Below are 14,974 nucleotides of genomic sequence, written 5' to 3' on the forward strand. Positions count from 1 at the left end.
AAGAGGGGCGGACGTAGATATCTTTCGCAGCTCCCAGGACTTCGCCACACGGCGAAGTCCGGTGGGGCTTTTTTGTTGCCGTGAAAGATGGGCAAGAAGCCCGGTCTACCTCGCCATGGCGAGAGCCTTTTCAAGCACGGGATCGCGGCCGGCGGCATAGTCGGCAAACGCGAGATCTAGCCCGCGACCTTCACCACTAACACTTCCGTGTGGACGCCCAGGTGCTCTTGCTCGCCGAAGGCAGCGCCGATGCCTGGCGGCAGGATTTCTTCGTCCTGGCTGTTGCGTGGGCGAGGGTGCCCGGTCAACAGTGCCGGTCCGCAAACAGGGAACCGATCATGCCGAAGCTGCTCTACGCGTCCACGTCCCCCTATAGCTCCAAGGTGCGCATGGCGGCACTCTATGCCGACATCGCCGTCGATCTCGTGCCTGTAAAGACCGAGGACAAGCCGGCCGAGCTGATATCAGCCAATCCGCTCGGCAAGATCCCGGTGCTGGTGCTCGACGACGGCCGCTCGATCCATGACAGCCGGGCGATTACCCAGCATCTCAACCGCCTGTCGAAGAACGCGCTGTTCCCGCGCAACCCGGACAAACGGCTCGAGGCCGAGGTGCTGGAGGCCATGGCCGACGGCATCTGCGATTGTGCGCTGTCGATGGTCTATGAGCGGCGCACGCGGCCGGAGGAGATGGTCTACCAGCCCTGGCTCGATCGCCAGTGGGCAAAGATCACCGCGGCGCTCGACCTGCTCAACGCCAACCCGCCAAAACTGCCGAAGAAGATCACAGCCGGCCAGATGGCGCTGCGCGCCTGCCTCGGCTATCTCGCGCTGCGCTTTGCCGGCAAATGGGAAAAGGGCCGCGGCCGGCTGACCCGCTGGGCGGCGCGTTTTGACGAGAAATTCCCGGAACTGAAGCCGGCGGTTCCGGGCTGAGGGCGACGGAAGGCGCCGCTGACGTTGGCAATTGGCGAAAGCAGAAGCGACGGCCAATCTCCCCCACGAGGGGGGATCGGCAGCTCCGCCGCGCTCCACTTCCATATTGAACCGCCGCCGGACTCGTGCTTGGCTGTCGCCCTGCAAATCGCACAGGGGCGGTGAGCATGCCGAAATCAGCCAGCGACAGCACAGTAGACCCCATGCTTGACCGTCTGCGCGCCGCTCTTGCCGGACGCGACTTTACCGAGCAGAAGATGTTCGGCGGCACCTGCTTTCTCGTCAACGGCAACATGCTCGTCGGAACCTCGAAGCGCGGACTGCTGGTCCGCGTCGGCAAGGCCGCGCATGAAGCGGCGGTCGCGCGCCCGCATGCGCGGGTCATGGAGATGGGCGGACGCTCGATGGAGGGCTACGTCCATGTCGCGCCGGAAGGCACCGCGACAAAAGCCGATCTTGGCGGCTGGGTCGATCTCGCGCTGGCATTCGTCGGCACGCTTCCACCAAAATCGAAACCGGCCAAGGTCGCAAAGAAGCGCGCCTGACCGGGTGGCGCAGCGCATTCTGAGTTCAGTCGAGTCAAAGTTGCCGAGCTGGGGCGCACGGCGAGGGGAGGGTGCGATGGTCTACCTTACAGGAAATTGCATGTGTGGGGCCGTTGCCTGGACCTACTCCGGAGACTTGACGCGCAATCTGGTCTGTCACTGCGCCGATTGCCAGCGCGCCACGTCGTCCCCCGTCACAGCCTTCCTGGGCATGAAGCCGGAGCATCTGAACTGGACCGGCGAGATCGTGCACTATGAGAGCAGCTCCGGAACGTTTCGGGGATTTTGCCCATCCTGCGGCACAAGGCTCTATTTCCGCTCCCGGAAATGGCCTTCGGAGATTCACGTCCACGCCGCCACGAAGACCGATCCGGGCGAATACCAACCGGACGCGCAAGTCTTCATGCGCTCGCGGGTGAAATGGCTCGACCAGCTGCAGTCGCTTCCCGCGCATCAGGGCTTTCAGCAAGCTCCGTCGGATTCTGCTGATACGCCCTGAGGCCGGAGCGAACGCGCGCCTGCCTAATGGACAAGTTTGTTGCCCGCTCGTACAAAGTTCTCGAAACCGTCAAGCTCTTGGGCTAGAAAGGTTTTTAAGAATGGCGGCGTGAAACCTTTGCAATGAACATAACCGACGACGACAGCCCAAATGGCGGGCACAACGCCATGTTCACGCCGCCCGGAGATGGCGCCGGCGTCGAGCGGGCAGGGCGCCCGCGCAAGGCGCTGCTGTCGTCCTCTATGGTCGGCTCGACCAATCGCGGTCGCGTGCTGCAGGCGCTGTTCGATCTCGGTCCGACCAGCCGCGCCGATCTGGCGCGTCTCGCCGGCGTCAACCGCACCACCATCTCCGGCATCGTGCAGCCGCTGATCGACGACCAGGTGCTGATCGAGAGCGATCCGATCCCAGCCAATCCCGGCGGCGGCAAGCCGGCGCGGCCGCTGTGGTTCTCGCCCAAGGCGCGTCCGATCTGCGGCGTGCTGTTGATGCCGGACGCGGTTCATGCCTGCGTCTCGACGCTCGACGGCAAGATCGAGGCGGAGCGCAAGATGGCGCTGCCCGATGGTCGGGGGCCGGTCGGGCCGATCATCGAGACCATCGCCGAATGCGTCGGCGACACGCTGGCCAAGGCGCGACGAACGCCCTTCGGCATCGGCGTCGGCGTCGGCGGCATGGTCGACACCGATCGCGGATCGATCGTCACCGTCAATCTCGCGCCGGCGCTTGACCGCTATCCGCTCGCCGAGGAGCTCGGTCGCCGCTTCGGCCTGCCGGTCAAGCTCGACCACCATCCCCGCGCCCTGCTGCTCGGCGACCGTTGGTTCGGCGCCGGGCGCGGCGTCAGGCAATTCGCCGTCGTCTACACCGGCGAGGTGCTGGGCGGCGCGCTCTATTTCGACGGCCATCTCTATCGCGGCACGGCAGGGGCAGGAGGCGAACTCGGCCACACCTTCGTACAGCTCGACGGCGAGCTCTGCCGCTGCGGCCGGCGCGGCTGCTGGGACACGATCGCGACGCTGAGTTGGCTGCGGCGCGAGGCAGCCGGTGCAGGTCTGCCCGAGCCCGAGCTGATCGATTCCGGCCGCCTCGCCGACATGGCCGCGCGCCAGGTGCCGGGCGCTGAAAAACTGCTCGATCGCTACGCCCGCAACGTCGCCGTCGGCATCGCCAATCTGCAGCAGACCGTGGCACCCAACATCTTCATCCTGCACGGCGATGTCGTGCTCGGCGGCGACCGCCTGCTCGAAGCGATCGCCAGCCACGTCCGCGCCATGGTGCCGGCGCGGCCGGGCGGCCAGATCGAATTCATCGCTGGCGACGCGGGCGATGGCGCGGCGCTGCTCGGTGCAGCGGGGCTGGTGATTTCGGAATTGCTGCAGCTGCCTATTTAGGGCGACAGCGCCGACGCTGCTTCCCTTCTCCCACAAGGGGAGGAGGGAAAACCCGCGCCCCGCCTACCGCCCCACCAGCCCCGGAAAACTCTGAAACCAGGGCCGCATGCGCTCGAAGCGCGCCGCCATGGCGAGCACGCTTTCGTCGGCATGCCGCCGCCCGATGATCTGCATGCCGACCGGCAGGCCCTCTGCCGTCAGCCCGGCCGGCACCGAGATCGCCGGATGGCCGGTGTAGTTGATCGGGTAGGTCATGCACCAGCCGATCAGCGGATCGACCGCCTCGCCATTGATCGAGGTCGGGCCGATCGTGTTGCCGTCTGTCGCGTTCTTCACCGGTGGAACCGCGAGCGTCGGCGAGACGATCAGGTCATGCGTCTCGAACACGTCCTCCAGCCCGTCGCTGACACCGGTGCGCAGAAGGTCGTCGAGCGCGTGCTCGACCGCCGACACCTTGTAGGCGCCCTCCAGCATGGCGAGGAATTGCGGCGTCAGCGCCGCGGCGTGTTCGCCCACCAGGTCGATGCCTTCCTGCTTCCAGTAGACGGCGATCGCCGCATAGTGGATCGAGATCGTGCGCACCCAGAGTGCCGCCAGTTCCTTGTGGTCGGCCTTGAAGTCGAGCTCGACCTCATCGACCGCGACGCCGTTCCGCCGCATCGCCTCGACCGCGTCGGCAATGACGGCTGCGACCTGGCGGTCGACCGGAAAATTGCCGAGGCGCGGGCTGTAGGCGACGCGCAGCTTTCGCGCCGGCGCCTGCACGGCGCCGACATAGTCGACGCCGTCATCGGGCAGGCTGAGCGGGTCGCGGCTGTGCGGACCGGCCATCACCTTGGCCATCAGCGCGGCATCGGCCACCGTGCGCGTCAGCGGTCCGATATGGACCAGCGGATGCCCCCACAGGAAGCCGTCGGGACGCGTTACCGAAGGGATGCGGCCGAAGGACGGCTTGAAGCCGACGCAGCCGCTGAACGAGGCGGGGATGCGCACCGACCCGCCGCCGTCCGTGCCTTGCGCCAGCGCCGCCATGCCGTCTGCCACCGCCGCCGCACTGCCGCCCGACGAGCCGCCGGAATTGTAGCCGATCGCAAACGGCGTGCTGGTCGGACCGAAGCGCAGATTGTCGGTGATGCCCTTGTGGCCGAACTCCGGCGTGTTGGTCTTGCCGAGCACGATGGCGCCGGCACCGAGCAGTCGCTCGACCGCCACCGCACTGGTCTTCGGCACCCGGTTCTTGACCGCAAGCGAGGCCATCGATGTCGGCACGCCGGCAACGTCGTCGAGATCCTTGATGCCGACGGGCACGCCATGCAGCGGACCGAGCGGGCCGCCGGCCATCACCGCCTTTTCGGCGACGCGCGCGGCGTCCATCACCTCGTCGCCGAGCACCAGCGTGTAGGCGTTGACCACCGGGTTGCGCGCTTCGATGCGGCGCAGATACACCTCGGTCACTTCGACAGGCGACAGGTCGCGGCGGCGGATGCGCTCGGCCAGTTCCGTGGCCGGCAGGAAGCAAAGCTGCGTTTCTGCAGAAGTCATGAAGCCATTTCCGTCTATTTGATGAACACTGGATTTGCCGAGCCGCCGGTGCCCTTGCTGACCTTGGCGGGGCTCGCGCAATAAAAACCTTCGTAGCGGCGGTCGGCGTCGCAGTCGGCGGCTAAAGCGTCGAGCGACGCCATCTCGGTGAAGACGACGCCAAGGTTGCGCATCAGCGCCGCGTGCAGCACCAGCATCAGGCCGGTTTCGGGTTCGTAAGTGGTCTCGTTGGCCAGCGTGTCGGTGACCAGGCTGGGGATCTGCATCTCGTCGAACCAACGCACCAGGTCGAGGCTGAAGGTCAGGCCGGGCTCCCAATAGTTTTCACCAACTGTCTGACTGCCCGCCGCCAGTGCGCCGACCCAGCCGGTGCGGACAAGCAGGATGCTGCGCGGCAGGATGTCGACGCCTTGCGCCCGCGCGCACTCCATCAGGTCCAGATGCGTGAACGTCTCGGCGCGCGCCAGCGCCGGCTTGCCGCGGAAGCGGGCAATGTCGAGCAGCACGCCGCGGCCGACGATGCCGCGTTCGGCGATCGGCATGATACCGGCCCTGGTCATGCCGCCATTGGTGCTCGATGCCGGGAAGCCGTTCCACAGCGTGTCGTCGAACCACATATGGCCGAGCGCGTCGCAATGCGTGCCGGCTTGCGCGAAGCCGGTGACATAGTCGTCGGCGAATTCCAGTCCGCCGGGCAGCGGGTGCCAGTGGCCGTTCTCGAAGCCGGCCTTGTCGGCGACCATAAAATGCTTGGCTGGCCAGCGGCCGGGAAACACCGCATCGCCCTCATGGGTGGCAATCGGCACGCCGAGCGTGAAGGTGCGGCCGTGCCGCACGCTCGCCAGGCCGCGCTTGACCTCGTCGGCGGTGAGATAGTTGAGCGCGCCGATCTCGTCGTCTGCGCCCCAGTGTCCCCAGCGGTTGGGAGCGTCGGCGAGCAGCCGGCGCAGCGTCATCGTGTCGGTCGCGCTCATGCGCCGGCCTCGGCGATGGCTGAGCGGGGCGTCATCGCCTCCCTGGCGCCGGTGATGTAGGCGACGACGTCTTCCATATTGGTGGCGGCGCTGGCGAGGTCGGTAACCTTGCGGCCGCGGCGCATCACCACCACGCGGTTGCACACCTGCCAGAGGTGATCGAGATTGTGGGTGACCATGACGATGGTCAGCCCCTGGGCGCCGAGCCGCCTGATCAGGTCGAGCACCTCGCGCGATTCGCGCACGCCAAGTGCGGCGGTCGGCTCGTCGAGCAGCAGCAATTTGTGGCCCCAGAAGGCGCCGCGCGCGATCGCCACCAGCTGGCGCTGGCCGCCGGACATGCGGTCGACCGGCTTGCTGCGCACGCCGGGAATGTCGATGTTGAGTTCCTCGAGGCCGCGCACGGCGGTGTCGCCCATCGATTTGCGGCGGATCCAGCGCAGCAGCGCCGGGCCGCGGCCAAGCGCCAGCTCGCGGCCGAGGAAGAAATTCTCGGCCGCGGTGAAGGTGCCGATCAGCGACAGGTCCTGATAGACCGTCTCGATGCCGAGCCGTTGCGCCTCGGCCGGTGGCGACAGTTTCTGCGGCCACCCTTCGAGGATCACCTCGCCGGAGGTCGGATCATGCGCACCGGCCAGGATCTTGATCAGCGTCGACTTGCCGGCGCCATTGTCGCCGACCAGGCCGATGATGTCGCCCCTGGCGATATCGAGCGAGACATTGTCGAGCGCCTGGATGCCGCCGAAGCTGCGGCAGATGTGGCGGAGCGAAAGCAGCGTTGCCTGTGCCATCTCGCTCACCCCCGTCCGTAGCGGCGGCCGATGCCGCCGAGCGCTACCGCGACGACCAGCAGCGAGCCGGTGAACAGGAACTGGGTGAAGATCGGCGCACCGATCATGGCCAGCCCATTGTTGCCGACGGCGACCGTCAGCACGCCGATCAGCGTGCCCAGAATGTGGAACTGGCCTTCCCTGAGTGCTGCCGAGCCGAGGAAGGCGGCCGAGAACGAGGTCAGCATGAAGCTGTCGCCCGCCGTCACCTGTCCGGAGCCGAGATTGGAGGCCATCAGCACGCCGCCGATGGCGGCACAGGTGCTGGCGATGGCGAAGGCGACGATGCGGCTGCGGTCGACGGCGACGCCGGCGCGCCGCGCCGATTCCGGGCTCACCCCGATCGCCTTGATGTGCTGGCCCTGCACCGTTCGGTTGAGGATCACCCACAGCAGCGCCAGCACCACGGCCATGATGATGACCAGATGCGGCACGCCGGCGATGCGGCCGATGGCGATGTTGGTGAATTCCCGGCTCTGCGTGAGCTGCAGCGGGATGCCGCCTGAATAGGCGTAATTCAACCCGACGACGATGGTGCCGGTGCCGAGGGTTGCGATGAAGGCATTCACGCCGATCTTGGAAACGACGATGCCGTTGACGATGCCGATCAGCGTGCCGAGGCCGACGACAAGCATGATGGCGAGCGGGATCGACAGGCCGCTGTAGCTCAAGAGCCCGACCACGAGCAGCCCGCAGAAGCTCGCGACATAGCCGATGCTGAGGTCGAAATCGCCGGCCACCAGCGGCACGGTGAGGCCGGCCGCGACGATGGTGCCGATCGCCATGTCGTTGATGATGTTGCGGAAATTTCCGATGGTGGCAAAGGTGCCCGGCTGCAGGACCGAGAAGATCAACAGCATCGAGCCGAGCACGATGATGGTGCCGTAGGTGCCGAGCAGGCGCATCAGTCCCGCGCGCCGATCACCGGCGACGACCGGACGGGACTTCACCTCTGCCGACGGCAATGGGCGAGGGGCCTCCGCCATGGCGGAGGTTTCAGGCAGGGAGTGATCGGCGGGCATGGCGGCTCTCATGAAGGGGCTCCGGTGCGGCCGGGCAAGGCGGCCGCGCCGTCATTCTGCAGAGCTTACTGCGGATTGTCCTTCATGAACTGGTCGACATTGTCCTTGGTGACGAGCGTGTAGCCCGGCACGAAGGATTTCGGCAGCCACTTGTCGCCGGCTGCAAGAATGTCGGGGATCTGCTCGACAAGCATCTTGCCGGCCGAGGTCAAATCGACGCCGAGCGTGGCGGTCATCGTGCCGTCCTTGACCGCCTGCACGGCGGGCGCGGTGGCGTTGAAGGAATAGACCTTCACGTCGCTGCGGCCGTTCTGCTTCAGCGCCGCAATGGCACCCATGGCGTTGTCGTCATAGCAATTGAAGATCGCGAACGGCCCCTTGGCATCGGCATTGGCGGCGAGCCAGGCGCTGGTCGCGGCCTGCGAGGATTCGGCGGCACCCGGAATGCTGATTTCGTGCGAGGTCGCCTGGAGCCCCGGCTTGGCCTTGACCGCCGCGTCGAAGGCATCGGCGCGCTCGCGGCACGGGATGCCGGGGTGATAGGTGAGGTCGAGCAGGGTGCCGGTGTCGCCGACATCCTTCAGCATCAGGTCGATCAGCGGTGGTGCGGCGCCCGTGCTGGCCGAAAGCGCAATGCCGTCGGCCATGCCGCCGCCGGCCGAAAGCACCGGGATCTTCGCATCCGCCGCCGCCTGCAGACCGGCGGCCAGGCCAGTCGAATCGAAGACGGTGACGATGATGGCGTTCACCTTCTTGGTCGCCAGCTGCTTGATGCTGGTGATCGCCTGCGAGGGATCGCCATTGGCGTTGAGCGTTTCCACCGTCCAGCCCTTGGACTGGGCCTCCTTGCTCATCGTGTCGACCATCTGGTTGGTGTCGACGTCGGAGGTCGAGAAGGTGACGATGCCGATCGTCAGCTTGTCGTCGGCGTGGGCAGCCGGCGCGAGGCATGCCGCGACGAGTGCCGCGGCCGAAATTTTCTGAAAGCGGTTCACGTTCCTATCCCCTGTTTGACCGAGTGTTCCGGCTCGCCTCCCGCGCGCGTCGGCCCTTGATCTCAGGGCTTTCCACCGGTCGTCACAGCTAAGACTGTTTGTTCGTGCGAGCCACGTACTAACTATAGGCACAAGGCGAGAAGCGGTGCAACGGGTAATTTGGGGCTTCCCCTTCTCCACAAGGGGAGAAGGAAGAGACGGCATCGCGCCAGGCACAAAAAAAGCCGGGCGCGAGGCCCGGCTTTTTCGTGTCGTGGCTTGACGACAATCAGAACTTCATACCGACGCCGAAGGTGACGCGGTTGTCCTTGACCTTGACGTTGCCAAGAGAGCCGAAGTCCTTGTCGCCGTAGTCGGTGTAGCGGTACTCGACGCGGCCGAACACGTTGTCGGTGATCTTGATGTCGGTGCCGACGCCGGCGGTCCAGCCGAACATCGCATTGCTGTCGTCGGTGCCGGTGACGCTATCCGTGATCTTCTGGTTCCTGCCGGCGAGACCGCCGGTGCCGTAGAGCAGGATCTCCGGGGTCACGGAATAGCCGAGGCGGGCACGCAGCGAGCCTTCGAAGCCGCCCTTGGCCTCGATGCCGTCGCTGTCGCCCTTGACGCCGTTGTAGCCGAGATCGGCTTCAGCGCCGTAGACGAAGTTCTCCTGCTGCCACTGATAGCCGCCGAAGACACCGCCGACGAAGCCCTTGGTGCCGACATTGACGCCGACGTCACCGGCGTCGGCATGGCCGCTGAAGCCATAGCCGGCGCTGATACCGGCATAGGGGCCGGCCCAGGAAGCGACCGGAAGTTCGGCAACCGGGGCGGCCGGTGCCGGCGGCTCTTCCGAGACCACGTCCGCCGCATAGGCGGTTCCACCGAGGGCGAAGAGCCCGAGCACAACAGCCAGCGGCCGTGCGAATTTGAGATTGGCTTGCATTGTTCTTTACTCCTTAAGCCACAGGACACAGGCTTGTTTTTCACGATCGCCATCGACCCGTCCGGGGGGTGAAACGGATCTGGCGTTCGTATGTTCCAAATGTCGTGTCGAAATGCGGCTGAAGCGAACCTGAACTTGGGTCATTCCCCGGCGCGAATGAGGCTGAACCTTGACGTTGCATCTTCGCAACAGCGAGATGTCAGCACGTTTGCCATGCTGCACCGCACTCGGCTTGGTGCAAGGAGTCCAGCGCCCTATATTGCGGTCCGGTTGGCCGAGTCTCGGCCGGAGCCGAAATGCCGATCGGGCCGCTTTGCCACAATCCTGCCCCAGGTGGAAACGGCACTTAACCCGTGGGCGCGTCATAATTTGCCGGCGGCCGGAATCGAGGCCGCGATTGAGGATTGACAGGATGAGCGAAGCCGCCGGAACGGCGCTGGTGACAGGCGGGGGAAAACGGATCGGCAAGGCGATCGTCGAGGATCTCGCCAGGCACGGTTTCGCCATCGCCATCCACGCCAACCGCTCGCTGGCCGCAGCCGAGGCGCTTGCCGGGCGGATCCGGGACGACGGCGGCCGCGCCGCCGTGGTCGGCGCCGATCTCACCGACATGGACGCGGTCGGCGACCTCGTGGGACGCGCCGAGGCAGCGCTCGGCCCGGTCACGCTCCTGGTCAACAACGCCTCCCTGTTCGTCGACGATAGCATCGAGGATTTCGACTGGGCCGTTTGGGACCGCCACTTCGCCATCCACGTGAAGGCCCCGGCGCTTCTGGCGCAGAACTTCGCCCGCGCGCTGCCGCAGGGGGAGGAGGGGCTGATCGTCAACATCATCGACCAGCGCGTCTGGCGACCGACGCCGCGATACTTTTCCTATGCACTATCGAAGTCGACGCTGTGGAGGCAGAGCGAGATGATGGCGCAGGCGCTGGGGCCACGCATCCGCGTCAACGCCATCGGCCCCGGACCGACGCTGAAGAACGCGCGCCAGGAAGACAGCGATTTTGCCGCGCAGGTCGACGGGCTGATCCTGAAGCGTGGCCCTGAATTGCCCGAATTCGGTGCCACCATCCGCTATCTCTGGGCGGCGCGCTCGATCACCGGCCAGATGATCGCGCTCGATGGCGGCCAGCATCTTGCATGGCAGACGCCCGATGTGACAGGCATGGTGGAATGAGTCCCGCAGACCACAAACACAAGCGAAACGGTGCCGCCGACGATCTGCCGCCCGACATCGACCTCGAGGACGAGGCCGCGGAAGAAATCGTCGAGCCGGAAGCCCTTTCGGCCGCACCCGACGTCGGCTTCACGGCAATAGACTGGACGCCGCATGCCGGCGATGCCGATGGCATGGTCGGCGCCGAGGTCATCCAGACCTTGGTCAAGCGGCTGCCCAATGCGCCCGGCGTCTACCGCATGATGAATGCGGCCGGCGACGTGCTCTATGTCGGCAAGGCGCGCAGCCTGAAGAAGCGGGTGACCAACTACGCGCAGGGGCGGTTCCACACCAGCCGCATCGGCCGCATGGTGCGCGAGACGGCGACGATGGAGTTCGTCGTCACCCGCACCGAGATCGAGGCGCTGCTTCTCGAAGCCAATCTGATCAAGCGTTTGCGGCCGCGCTTCAATGTGCTGATGCGCGACGACAAGTCGTTTCCCTATATCCTGCTGACCGGCGACCATGTCTCGCCCGGCATCTACAAGCATCGCGGCGCGCGCTCGCGCAAAGGCGACTATTTCGGCCCCTTCGCCTCGGCCGGCGCCGTCGGGCGCACCATCAATTCGCTGCAGCGCGCCTTCCTGCTCAGAAGCTGCACCAACTCCTTCTACGAGAACCGCACAAGGCCTTGCCTGCTCTACCAGATCAAGCGTTGCGCCGGCCCGTGCACCGGCGAGATCTCGCATGGCGACTATGCCGATCTGGTCAGCGAGGCGAAGGATTTTCTGTCCGGCCGCAGCCAGAAGGTGAAGACGGAAATCTCCGCCGCCATGCAGCAGGCCTCTCAAGATCTCGATTTCGAGCGCGCCGCCATCTATCGCGACCGGCTCGCCGCACTCTCGCATGTGCAGAGCCACCAGGGCATCAACCCGCAGACGGTCGAGGAGGCCGACGTTTTCGCCATCCATCAGGAAGGCGGCCAGGTCTGCATCCAGGTGTTCTTCTTCCGCACCGGCCAGAACTGGGGCAACCGCGCCTATTTCCCCAAGGCCGATCCGGCGTTGGAAGCGGCTGAGGTACTGGGCTCGTTCTTGGCGCAGTTCTATGACGACAAGCCGACGCCGCGCGCCATCCTGCTATCGCATGGCGTCGAGGAGCAGGAGCTCTTGGCGGAAGCGCTCTCCACCCGCGCCGGCCGCAAGGTGTCAATCTCGGTACCGCAGCGCGGCGAGAAGAAGGACCTGACCGACAACGCGCTGCAGAATGCGCGCGAGGCGCTTGGCCGCAGGCTGGCCGAAACCTCGACTCAAGGCAGGCTGCTCACCGGTTTTGCCGAGACCTTCGGCATGGCCAAGCCGCCGGTGCGCATCGAGGTCTACGACAATTCGCACATCATGGGCACCAACGCCGTCGGCGCCATGGTCGTCGCCGGGCCGGAAGGGTTCGTGAAGAACCAGTACAGGAAATTCAACATCCGCTCGACCGAGATCACGCCGGGCGACGATTTCGGCATGATGCGCGAGGTGATGGAGCGGCGCTTTTCGCGGCTGTTGAAGGAGCATGGCAATGCGCCGCCAAGCACCGAGGCCGAGGGCGAGACGGAAGACGACATTGAGGGCAATGGTGGCTTCCCGGCCTGGCCCGACGTCATCCTGATCGACGGCGGCCAGGGCCAGATGAGTGTGGTGCGCAAGATCCTGTCCGATCTTGGCATCGAGGAGCGCGTGGTGGCCATCGGCATCGCCAAGGGCCAGGACCGCGACGCCGGCCGCGAGCGCTTCTTCGTCAAGGGCAGGGACTCGTTTTCATTGCCGGTGCGCGACCCCGTGCTCTATTTCGTCCAGCGCCTGCGCGACGAGGTCCACCGCTTCGCCATCGGCTCGCACCGTGCGCGGCGCAAGAAGGAGATGGTCAAGAGCCCGCTCGATGAGATCAGCGGCATCGGCCCCGGCCGCAAGCGCGCGCTGCTCCTGCATTTCGGCACCGCCAAGGCGGTCAGCCGCGCGGCGGTGGAGGATCTCGTCAAGGTCGACGGCATTTCCGAGCAGGTGGCCAAGCTGGTCTACAATCATTTCCACGAGAGTTGACGAGGTGTATCGCTATTCAGGTGATGTCGGCCTGACCTGAGTTTCGATACGCCCCAGGTCTTTTCGACTGGCCAATCGAAATTGTTCTGTTGACCCCCCACATTCGCTTCTGATTTGAGTACGCAGGCAGAAAGAGTCCCAAAAATATGGCCCAGCGCGCGTTCAACCTGCCCAACATGCTCACCTACGCCCGCATCCTCGCGGTGCCGCTGGTCGTGCTGTGCTTTTTCCTTGAGGGCCATCTGAAGTCGAGCGACTTCGCCCGCTGGTTGGCTCTGGCCATTTTCCTGCTCGCTTCGATCACCGATTACTTCGACGGCTATTTTGCACGCGCCTGGCAGCAGACCTCCAACATCGGCAAGATGCTCGACCCGATCGCCGACAAATTGCTGGTCGCCACCTGCCTGCTGCTCTTGGCCGCCGACACCGACCGCCATGCCGGCATCGCAGGCTGGTCGCTATGGGCGGCGATCATCATCCTGTGCCGCGAGATCCTGGTCTCGGGCCTGCGCGAATATCTGGCGGCGCTGAAGGTCTCGGTGCCGGTAACCCAACTCGCCAAATGGAAGACCACCATCCAGATGGTCGCCATCGCCTTCCTGCTCGCGGGCCCGGCCGGCGACAAGATTTTCCCGCTGACCACCCAGACCGGCCTGGTGCTGCTGTGGATCGCCGCGCTCGTTACGCTCTACACCGGCTATGACTATTTCCGCGCCGGCTTGAAGCACATCATGGACGAGTGAGATGTCAACCAAGCTCATCTATTTCGCCTGGGTGCGCGAACGGATCGGCAAGCCGGAAGAGGATGTCGAATTGCCCGCCGGCATCGAGACGGTCGCCGACCTTCTGCGCTGGCTGAAGTCGCGCGGCGAGGAATACGAGCACGCGTTGCAGTACCCCGACGTGATCCGCGTCGCCATCAACCAGGAACATGTCGAGCACCGCGAGAAGATCGCCGGCGCGCGCGAGATCGCGCTGTTCCCGCCGATGACCGGGGGCTGAAACCATGTCCGGCGCGGTGGTGCCTGTCGTGCGCATCCAGGCGCAGGATTTCGACGTCGCCGCCGAGATCGCCAGGCTGACCGAAGGCCGCGCCGACATCGGGGCGGTGGTGACGTTCTCCGGTCTCTGCCGCGACGAGCAGGGCAGGCTGTCGGCCCTCGAGCTCGAACATTATCCTGGGATGGCCGATGCCGCGATCACTCGCATCGCTGGCGAGGCAATCGAACGCTGGCCGCTGCAGGGCCTCACCGTCATCCATCGCCACGGCAAGGTCGCTCCCGGCGAAAACATCGTACTGGTGGTGACGGCTTCCGCGCATCGCCACGCGGCATTCGAGGCGGCGAACTTTTTGATGGACTACCTGAAATCGCGCGCGCCTTTCTGGAAGAAGGAACACCATGCCGACGGCTCTGCGGGCGGCTGGGTCGACGCCAAGGAGATCGACGACAAGGCTGCCAGCCGCTGGAAGCGGGCTGCGCGGAAACGAACTTGAGCCTTCGCGTCACCGCAGAGGTTACCAAATGGTTCGCCCCTTTGCGCGGAAGAGGTGGTCAGTTCAGCCTTTATGAGTCCCGATCCAGTTATCGAGCGAAATCCGGCCCGGTCCCCACGCCATGATGCCGAGTGCCATCGCCGCCCAGGTGATGTGTAGTGGCCAGCCGTCCGGCACGGTGAGTTCTATGACCAGCGTCATCAGCAGCAGCCCGAATGCCGTCAGCCGTGTCGCCAGGCCGAGAACAAGGAGAATTGGCAACAGGATTTCCGCCGACCCTGACGCAAACGCCACGAGCCCGGGTGCGGGAAAATCGTAAGGCCCGCCCGGCAGATGCAGCTTGAACTCCGAACTGAAAAGCAGCACCGCGACATCGTTCAGCTGCAGGAAACCGTCCCATTTGTTGATGCCTGACCGCCAGAACGGAACGGCGAGTGCGCAGCGCAGCACAAGCTGCGTCAGCGACGGCGTGGCAATCGTGCGCAAGGTGGCGTTCACCCTCCCGACGAGGGCGGTGACACCTCGCCGTCCGGCGTCGCCGGCAGCGTTCCGCCCTTGGTTCGTCATGA

General features: G+C 65.4%; 16 protein-coding genes. 9 read left to right on the top strand and 7 right to left on the bottom strand.

What is annotated here, in order from left to right; all coding sequences use genetic code 11:
• Positions 1–338: 338 nt before the first annotated feature.
• From ACSQ3Z_RS36245 to ACSQ3Z_RS36260, 4 genes are all read left to right on the top strand, one after another.
• Entirely contained in the window at positions 339–935 is a 597-nt protein-coding gene (locus ACSQ3Z_RS36245; protein WP_436175857.1) for a glutathione S-transferase family protein, read from the top strand.
• A gap of 167 nt (positions 936–1,102) precedes the next feature.
• The gene (locus ACSQ3Z_RS36250; RefSeq protein ID WP_436175858.1) at positions 1,103–1,480 is read left to right on the top strand and encodes a TfoX/Sxy family protein; all 378 of its coding nucleotides are present in this window, start codon (positions 1,103–1,105) and stop codon (positions 1,478–1,480) included.
• A 76-nt stretch (positions 1,481–1,556) separates the two neighbouring features.
• Positions 1,557–1,979 carry a GFA family protein gene (locus ACSQ3Z_RS36255; protein WP_436175859.1) on the top strand — a complete coding sequence of 141 codons (423 nt, stop codon included), beginning with the start codon at positions 1,557–1,559 and terminating at the stop codon, positions 1,977–1,979.
• A 122-nt stretch (positions 1,980–2,101) separates the two neighbouring features.
• Positions 2,102–3,373, top strand: a complete 1,272-nt coding sequence (locus ACSQ3Z_RS36260) for an ROK family protein (RefSeq protein ID WP_436175860.1) — start codon at positions 2,102–2,104, stop codon at positions 3,371–3,373.
• A 63-nt stretch (positions 3,374–3,436) separates the two neighbouring features.
• Here the strand turns inward: ACSQ3Z_RS36260 and ACSQ3Z_RS36265 are convergent, their stop codons facing one another.
• From ACSQ3Z_RS36265 to ACSQ3Z_RS36290, 6 genes are all read right to left on the bottom strand, one after another.
• Positions 3,437–4,915: an amidase gene (locus tag ACSQ3Z_RS36265; RefSeq protein WP_436175861.1), complete on the bottom strand. Its 1,479-nt coding sequence runs from the start codon at positions 4,913–4,915 to the stop codon at positions 3,437–3,439.
• 14 nt (positions 4,916–4,929) lie between these two features.
• A complete protein-coding gene (locus ACSQ3Z_RS36270) occupies positions 4,930–5,889 on the bottom strand; it encodes a cyclase family protein (RefSeq protein WP_436175862.1) in 960 nt (319 codons plus the stop codon).
• Positions 5,886–6,680: an ATP-binding cassette domain-containing protein gene (locus ACSQ3Z_RS36275; RefSeq protein WP_436175863.1), complete on the bottom strand. Its 795-nt coding sequence runs from the start codon at positions 6,678–6,680 to the stop codon at positions 5,886–5,888. Before ACSQ3Z_RS36275 ends, ACSQ3Z_RS36270 begins: the two co-directional genes overlap by 4 nt.
• A gap of 5 nt (positions 6,681–6,685) precedes the next feature.
• Positions 6,686–7,741: an ABC transporter permease gene (locus ACSQ3Z_RS36280; protein WP_436175864.1), complete on the bottom strand. Its 1,056-nt coding sequence runs from the start codon at positions 7,739–7,741 to the stop codon at positions 6,686–6,688.
• Positions 7,742–7,806: 65 nt separating this feature from the next.
• Complete coding sequence (locus ACSQ3Z_RS36285) at positions 7,807–8,736, bottom strand: sugar ABC transporter substrate-binding protein (RefSeq protein WP_436175865.1); 930 nt, start codon at positions 8,734–8,736, stop codon at positions 7,807–7,809.
• 268 nt (positions 8,737–9,004) lie between these two features.
• Positions 9,005–9,664, bottom strand: a complete 660-nt coding sequence (locus ACSQ3Z_RS36290) for an outer membrane protein (RefSeq protein WP_436175866.1) — start codon at positions 9,662–9,664, stop codon at positions 9,005–9,007.
• A 412-nt stretch (positions 9,665–10,076) separates the two neighbouring features.
• Here ACSQ3Z_RS36290 and ACSQ3Z_RS36295 point away from each other — a divergent pair, with 412 nt between their 5' ends.
• The 5 genes from ACSQ3Z_RS36295 to ACSQ3Z_RS36315 all read left to right on the top strand — a co-directional run bounded on the left by ACSQ3Z_RS36295 (position 10,077) and on the right by ACSQ3Z_RS36315 (position 14,405).
• A complete protein-coding gene (locus ACSQ3Z_RS36295; RefSeq protein ID WP_436175867.1) occupies positions 10,077–10,841 on the top strand; it encodes an SDR family oxidoreductase in 765 nt (254 codons plus the stop codon).
• Positions 10,838–12,910, top strand: a complete 2,073-nt coding sequence (gene uvrC / locus ACSQ3Z_RS36300; protein ID WP_436175868.1) for an excinuclease ABC subunit UvrC — start codon at positions 10,838–10,840, stop codon at positions 12,908–12,910. Before ACSQ3Z_RS36295 ends, uvrC begins: the two co-directional genes overlap by 4 nt.
• 146 nt (positions 12,911–13,056) lie before the next feature.
• Positions 13,057–13,653, top strand: coding sequence for a CDP-diacylglycerol--glycerol-3-phosphate 3-phosphatidyltransferase (pgsA, locus tag ACSQ3Z_RS36305; RefSeq protein WP_436175869.1), 597 nt, complete (start codon positions 13,057–13,059; stop codon positions 13,651–13,653).
• A 1-nt stretch (position 13,654) separates the two neighbouring features.
• A complete protein-coding gene (moaD, locus tag ACSQ3Z_RS36310; protein ID WP_436175870.1) occupies positions 13,655–13,912 on the top strand; it encodes a molybdopterin converting factor subunit 1 in 258 nt (85 codons plus the stop codon).
• 4 nt (positions 13,913–13,916) lie between these two features.
• Positions 13,917–14,405 carry a molybdenum cofactor biosynthesis protein MoaE gene (locus tag ACSQ3Z_RS36315; protein ID WP_436175871.1) on the top strand — a complete coding sequence of 163 codons (489 nt, stop codon included), beginning with the start codon at positions 13,917–13,919 and terminating at the stop codon, positions 14,403–14,405.
• A gap of 63 nt (positions 14,406–14,468) precedes the next feature.
• On the opposite strand, the gene ACSQ3Z_RS36320 is transcribed toward ACSQ3Z_RS36315, so the two are convergent.
• Positions 14,469–14,972: a DoxX family protein gene (locus tag ACSQ3Z_RS36320; protein ID WP_436175872.1), complete on the bottom strand. Its 504-nt coding sequence runs from the start codon at positions 14,970–14,972 to the stop codon at positions 14,469–14,471.
• Positions 14,973–14,974: the final 2 nt, after the last annotated feature.

The sequence above is a fragment of the Mesorhizobium sp. LjNodule214 genome (genome assembly GCF_964252735.1).
In the GTDB taxonomy this organism is placed as follows: Bacteria; Pseudomonadota; Alphaproteobacteria; order Rhizobiales; family Rhizobiaceae; genus Mesorhizobium.

Bases quoted from the DNA above. Each gene is read 5' to 3' on its own strand.
- ACSQ3Z_RS36320 (WP_436175872.1), bottom strand. From the start codon at position 14,972: ATGACGAACCAAGGGCGGAACGCTGCCGGCGACGCCGGACGGCGAGGT.
- pgsA (WP_436175869.1), top strand. From the start codon at position 13,057: ATGGCCCAGCGCGCGTTCAACCTGCCCAACATGCTCACCTACGCCCGC.
- ACSQ3Z_RS36280 (WP_436175864.1), bottom strand. From the start codon at position 7,741: ATGCCCGCCGATCACTCCCTGCCTGAAACCTCCGCCATGGCGGAGGCC.
- ACSQ3Z_RS36260 (WP_436175860.1), top strand. From the start codon at position 2,102: ATGAACATAACCGACGACGACAGCCCAAATGGCGGGCACAACGCCATG.
- ACSQ3Z_RS36245 (WP_436175857.1), top strand. From the start codon at position 339: ATGCCGAAGCTGCTCTACGCGTCCACGTCCCCCTATAGCTCCAAGGTG.
- ACSQ3Z_RS36255 (WP_436175859.1), top strand. From the start codon at position 1,557: ATGGTCTACCTTACAGGAAATTGCATGTGTGGGGCCGTTGCCTGGACC.
- ACSQ3Z_RS36290 (WP_436175866.1), bottom strand. From the start codon at position 9,664: ATGCAAGCCAATCTCAAATTCGCACGGCCGCTGGCTGTTGTGCTCGGG.
- ACSQ3Z_RS36295 (WP_436175867.1), top strand. From the start codon at position 10,077: ATGAGCGAAGCCGCCGGAACGGCGCTGGTGACAGGCGGGGGAAAACGG.
- moaD (WP_436175870.1), top strand. From the start codon at position 13,655: ATGTCAACCAAGCTCATCTATTTCGCCTGGGTGCGCGAACGGATCGGC.
- ACSQ3Z_RS36275 (WP_436175863.1), bottom strand. From the start codon at position 6,680: ATGGCACAGGCAACGCTGCTTTCGCTCCGCCACATCTGCCGCAGCTTC.
- ACSQ3Z_RS36270 (WP_436175862.1), bottom strand. From the start codon at position 5,889: ATGAGCGCGACCGACACGATGACGCTGCGCCGGCTGCTCGCCGACGCT.
- uvrC (WP_436175868.1), top strand. From the start codon at position 10,838: ATGAGTCCCGCAGACCACAAACACAAGCGAAACGGTGCCGCCGACGAT.
- ACSQ3Z_RS36315 (WP_436175871.1), top strand. From the start codon at position 13,917: ATGTCCGGCGCGGTGGTGCCTGTCGTGCGCATCCAGGCGCAGGATTTC.
- ACSQ3Z_RS36265 (WP_436175861.1), bottom strand. From the start codon at position 4,915: ATGACTTCTGCAGAAACGCAGCTTTGCTTCCTGCCGGCCACGGAACTG.
- ACSQ3Z_RS36250 (WP_436175858.1), top strand. From the start codon at position 1,103: ATGCCGAAATCAGCCAGCGACAGCACAGTAGACCCCATGCTTGACCGT.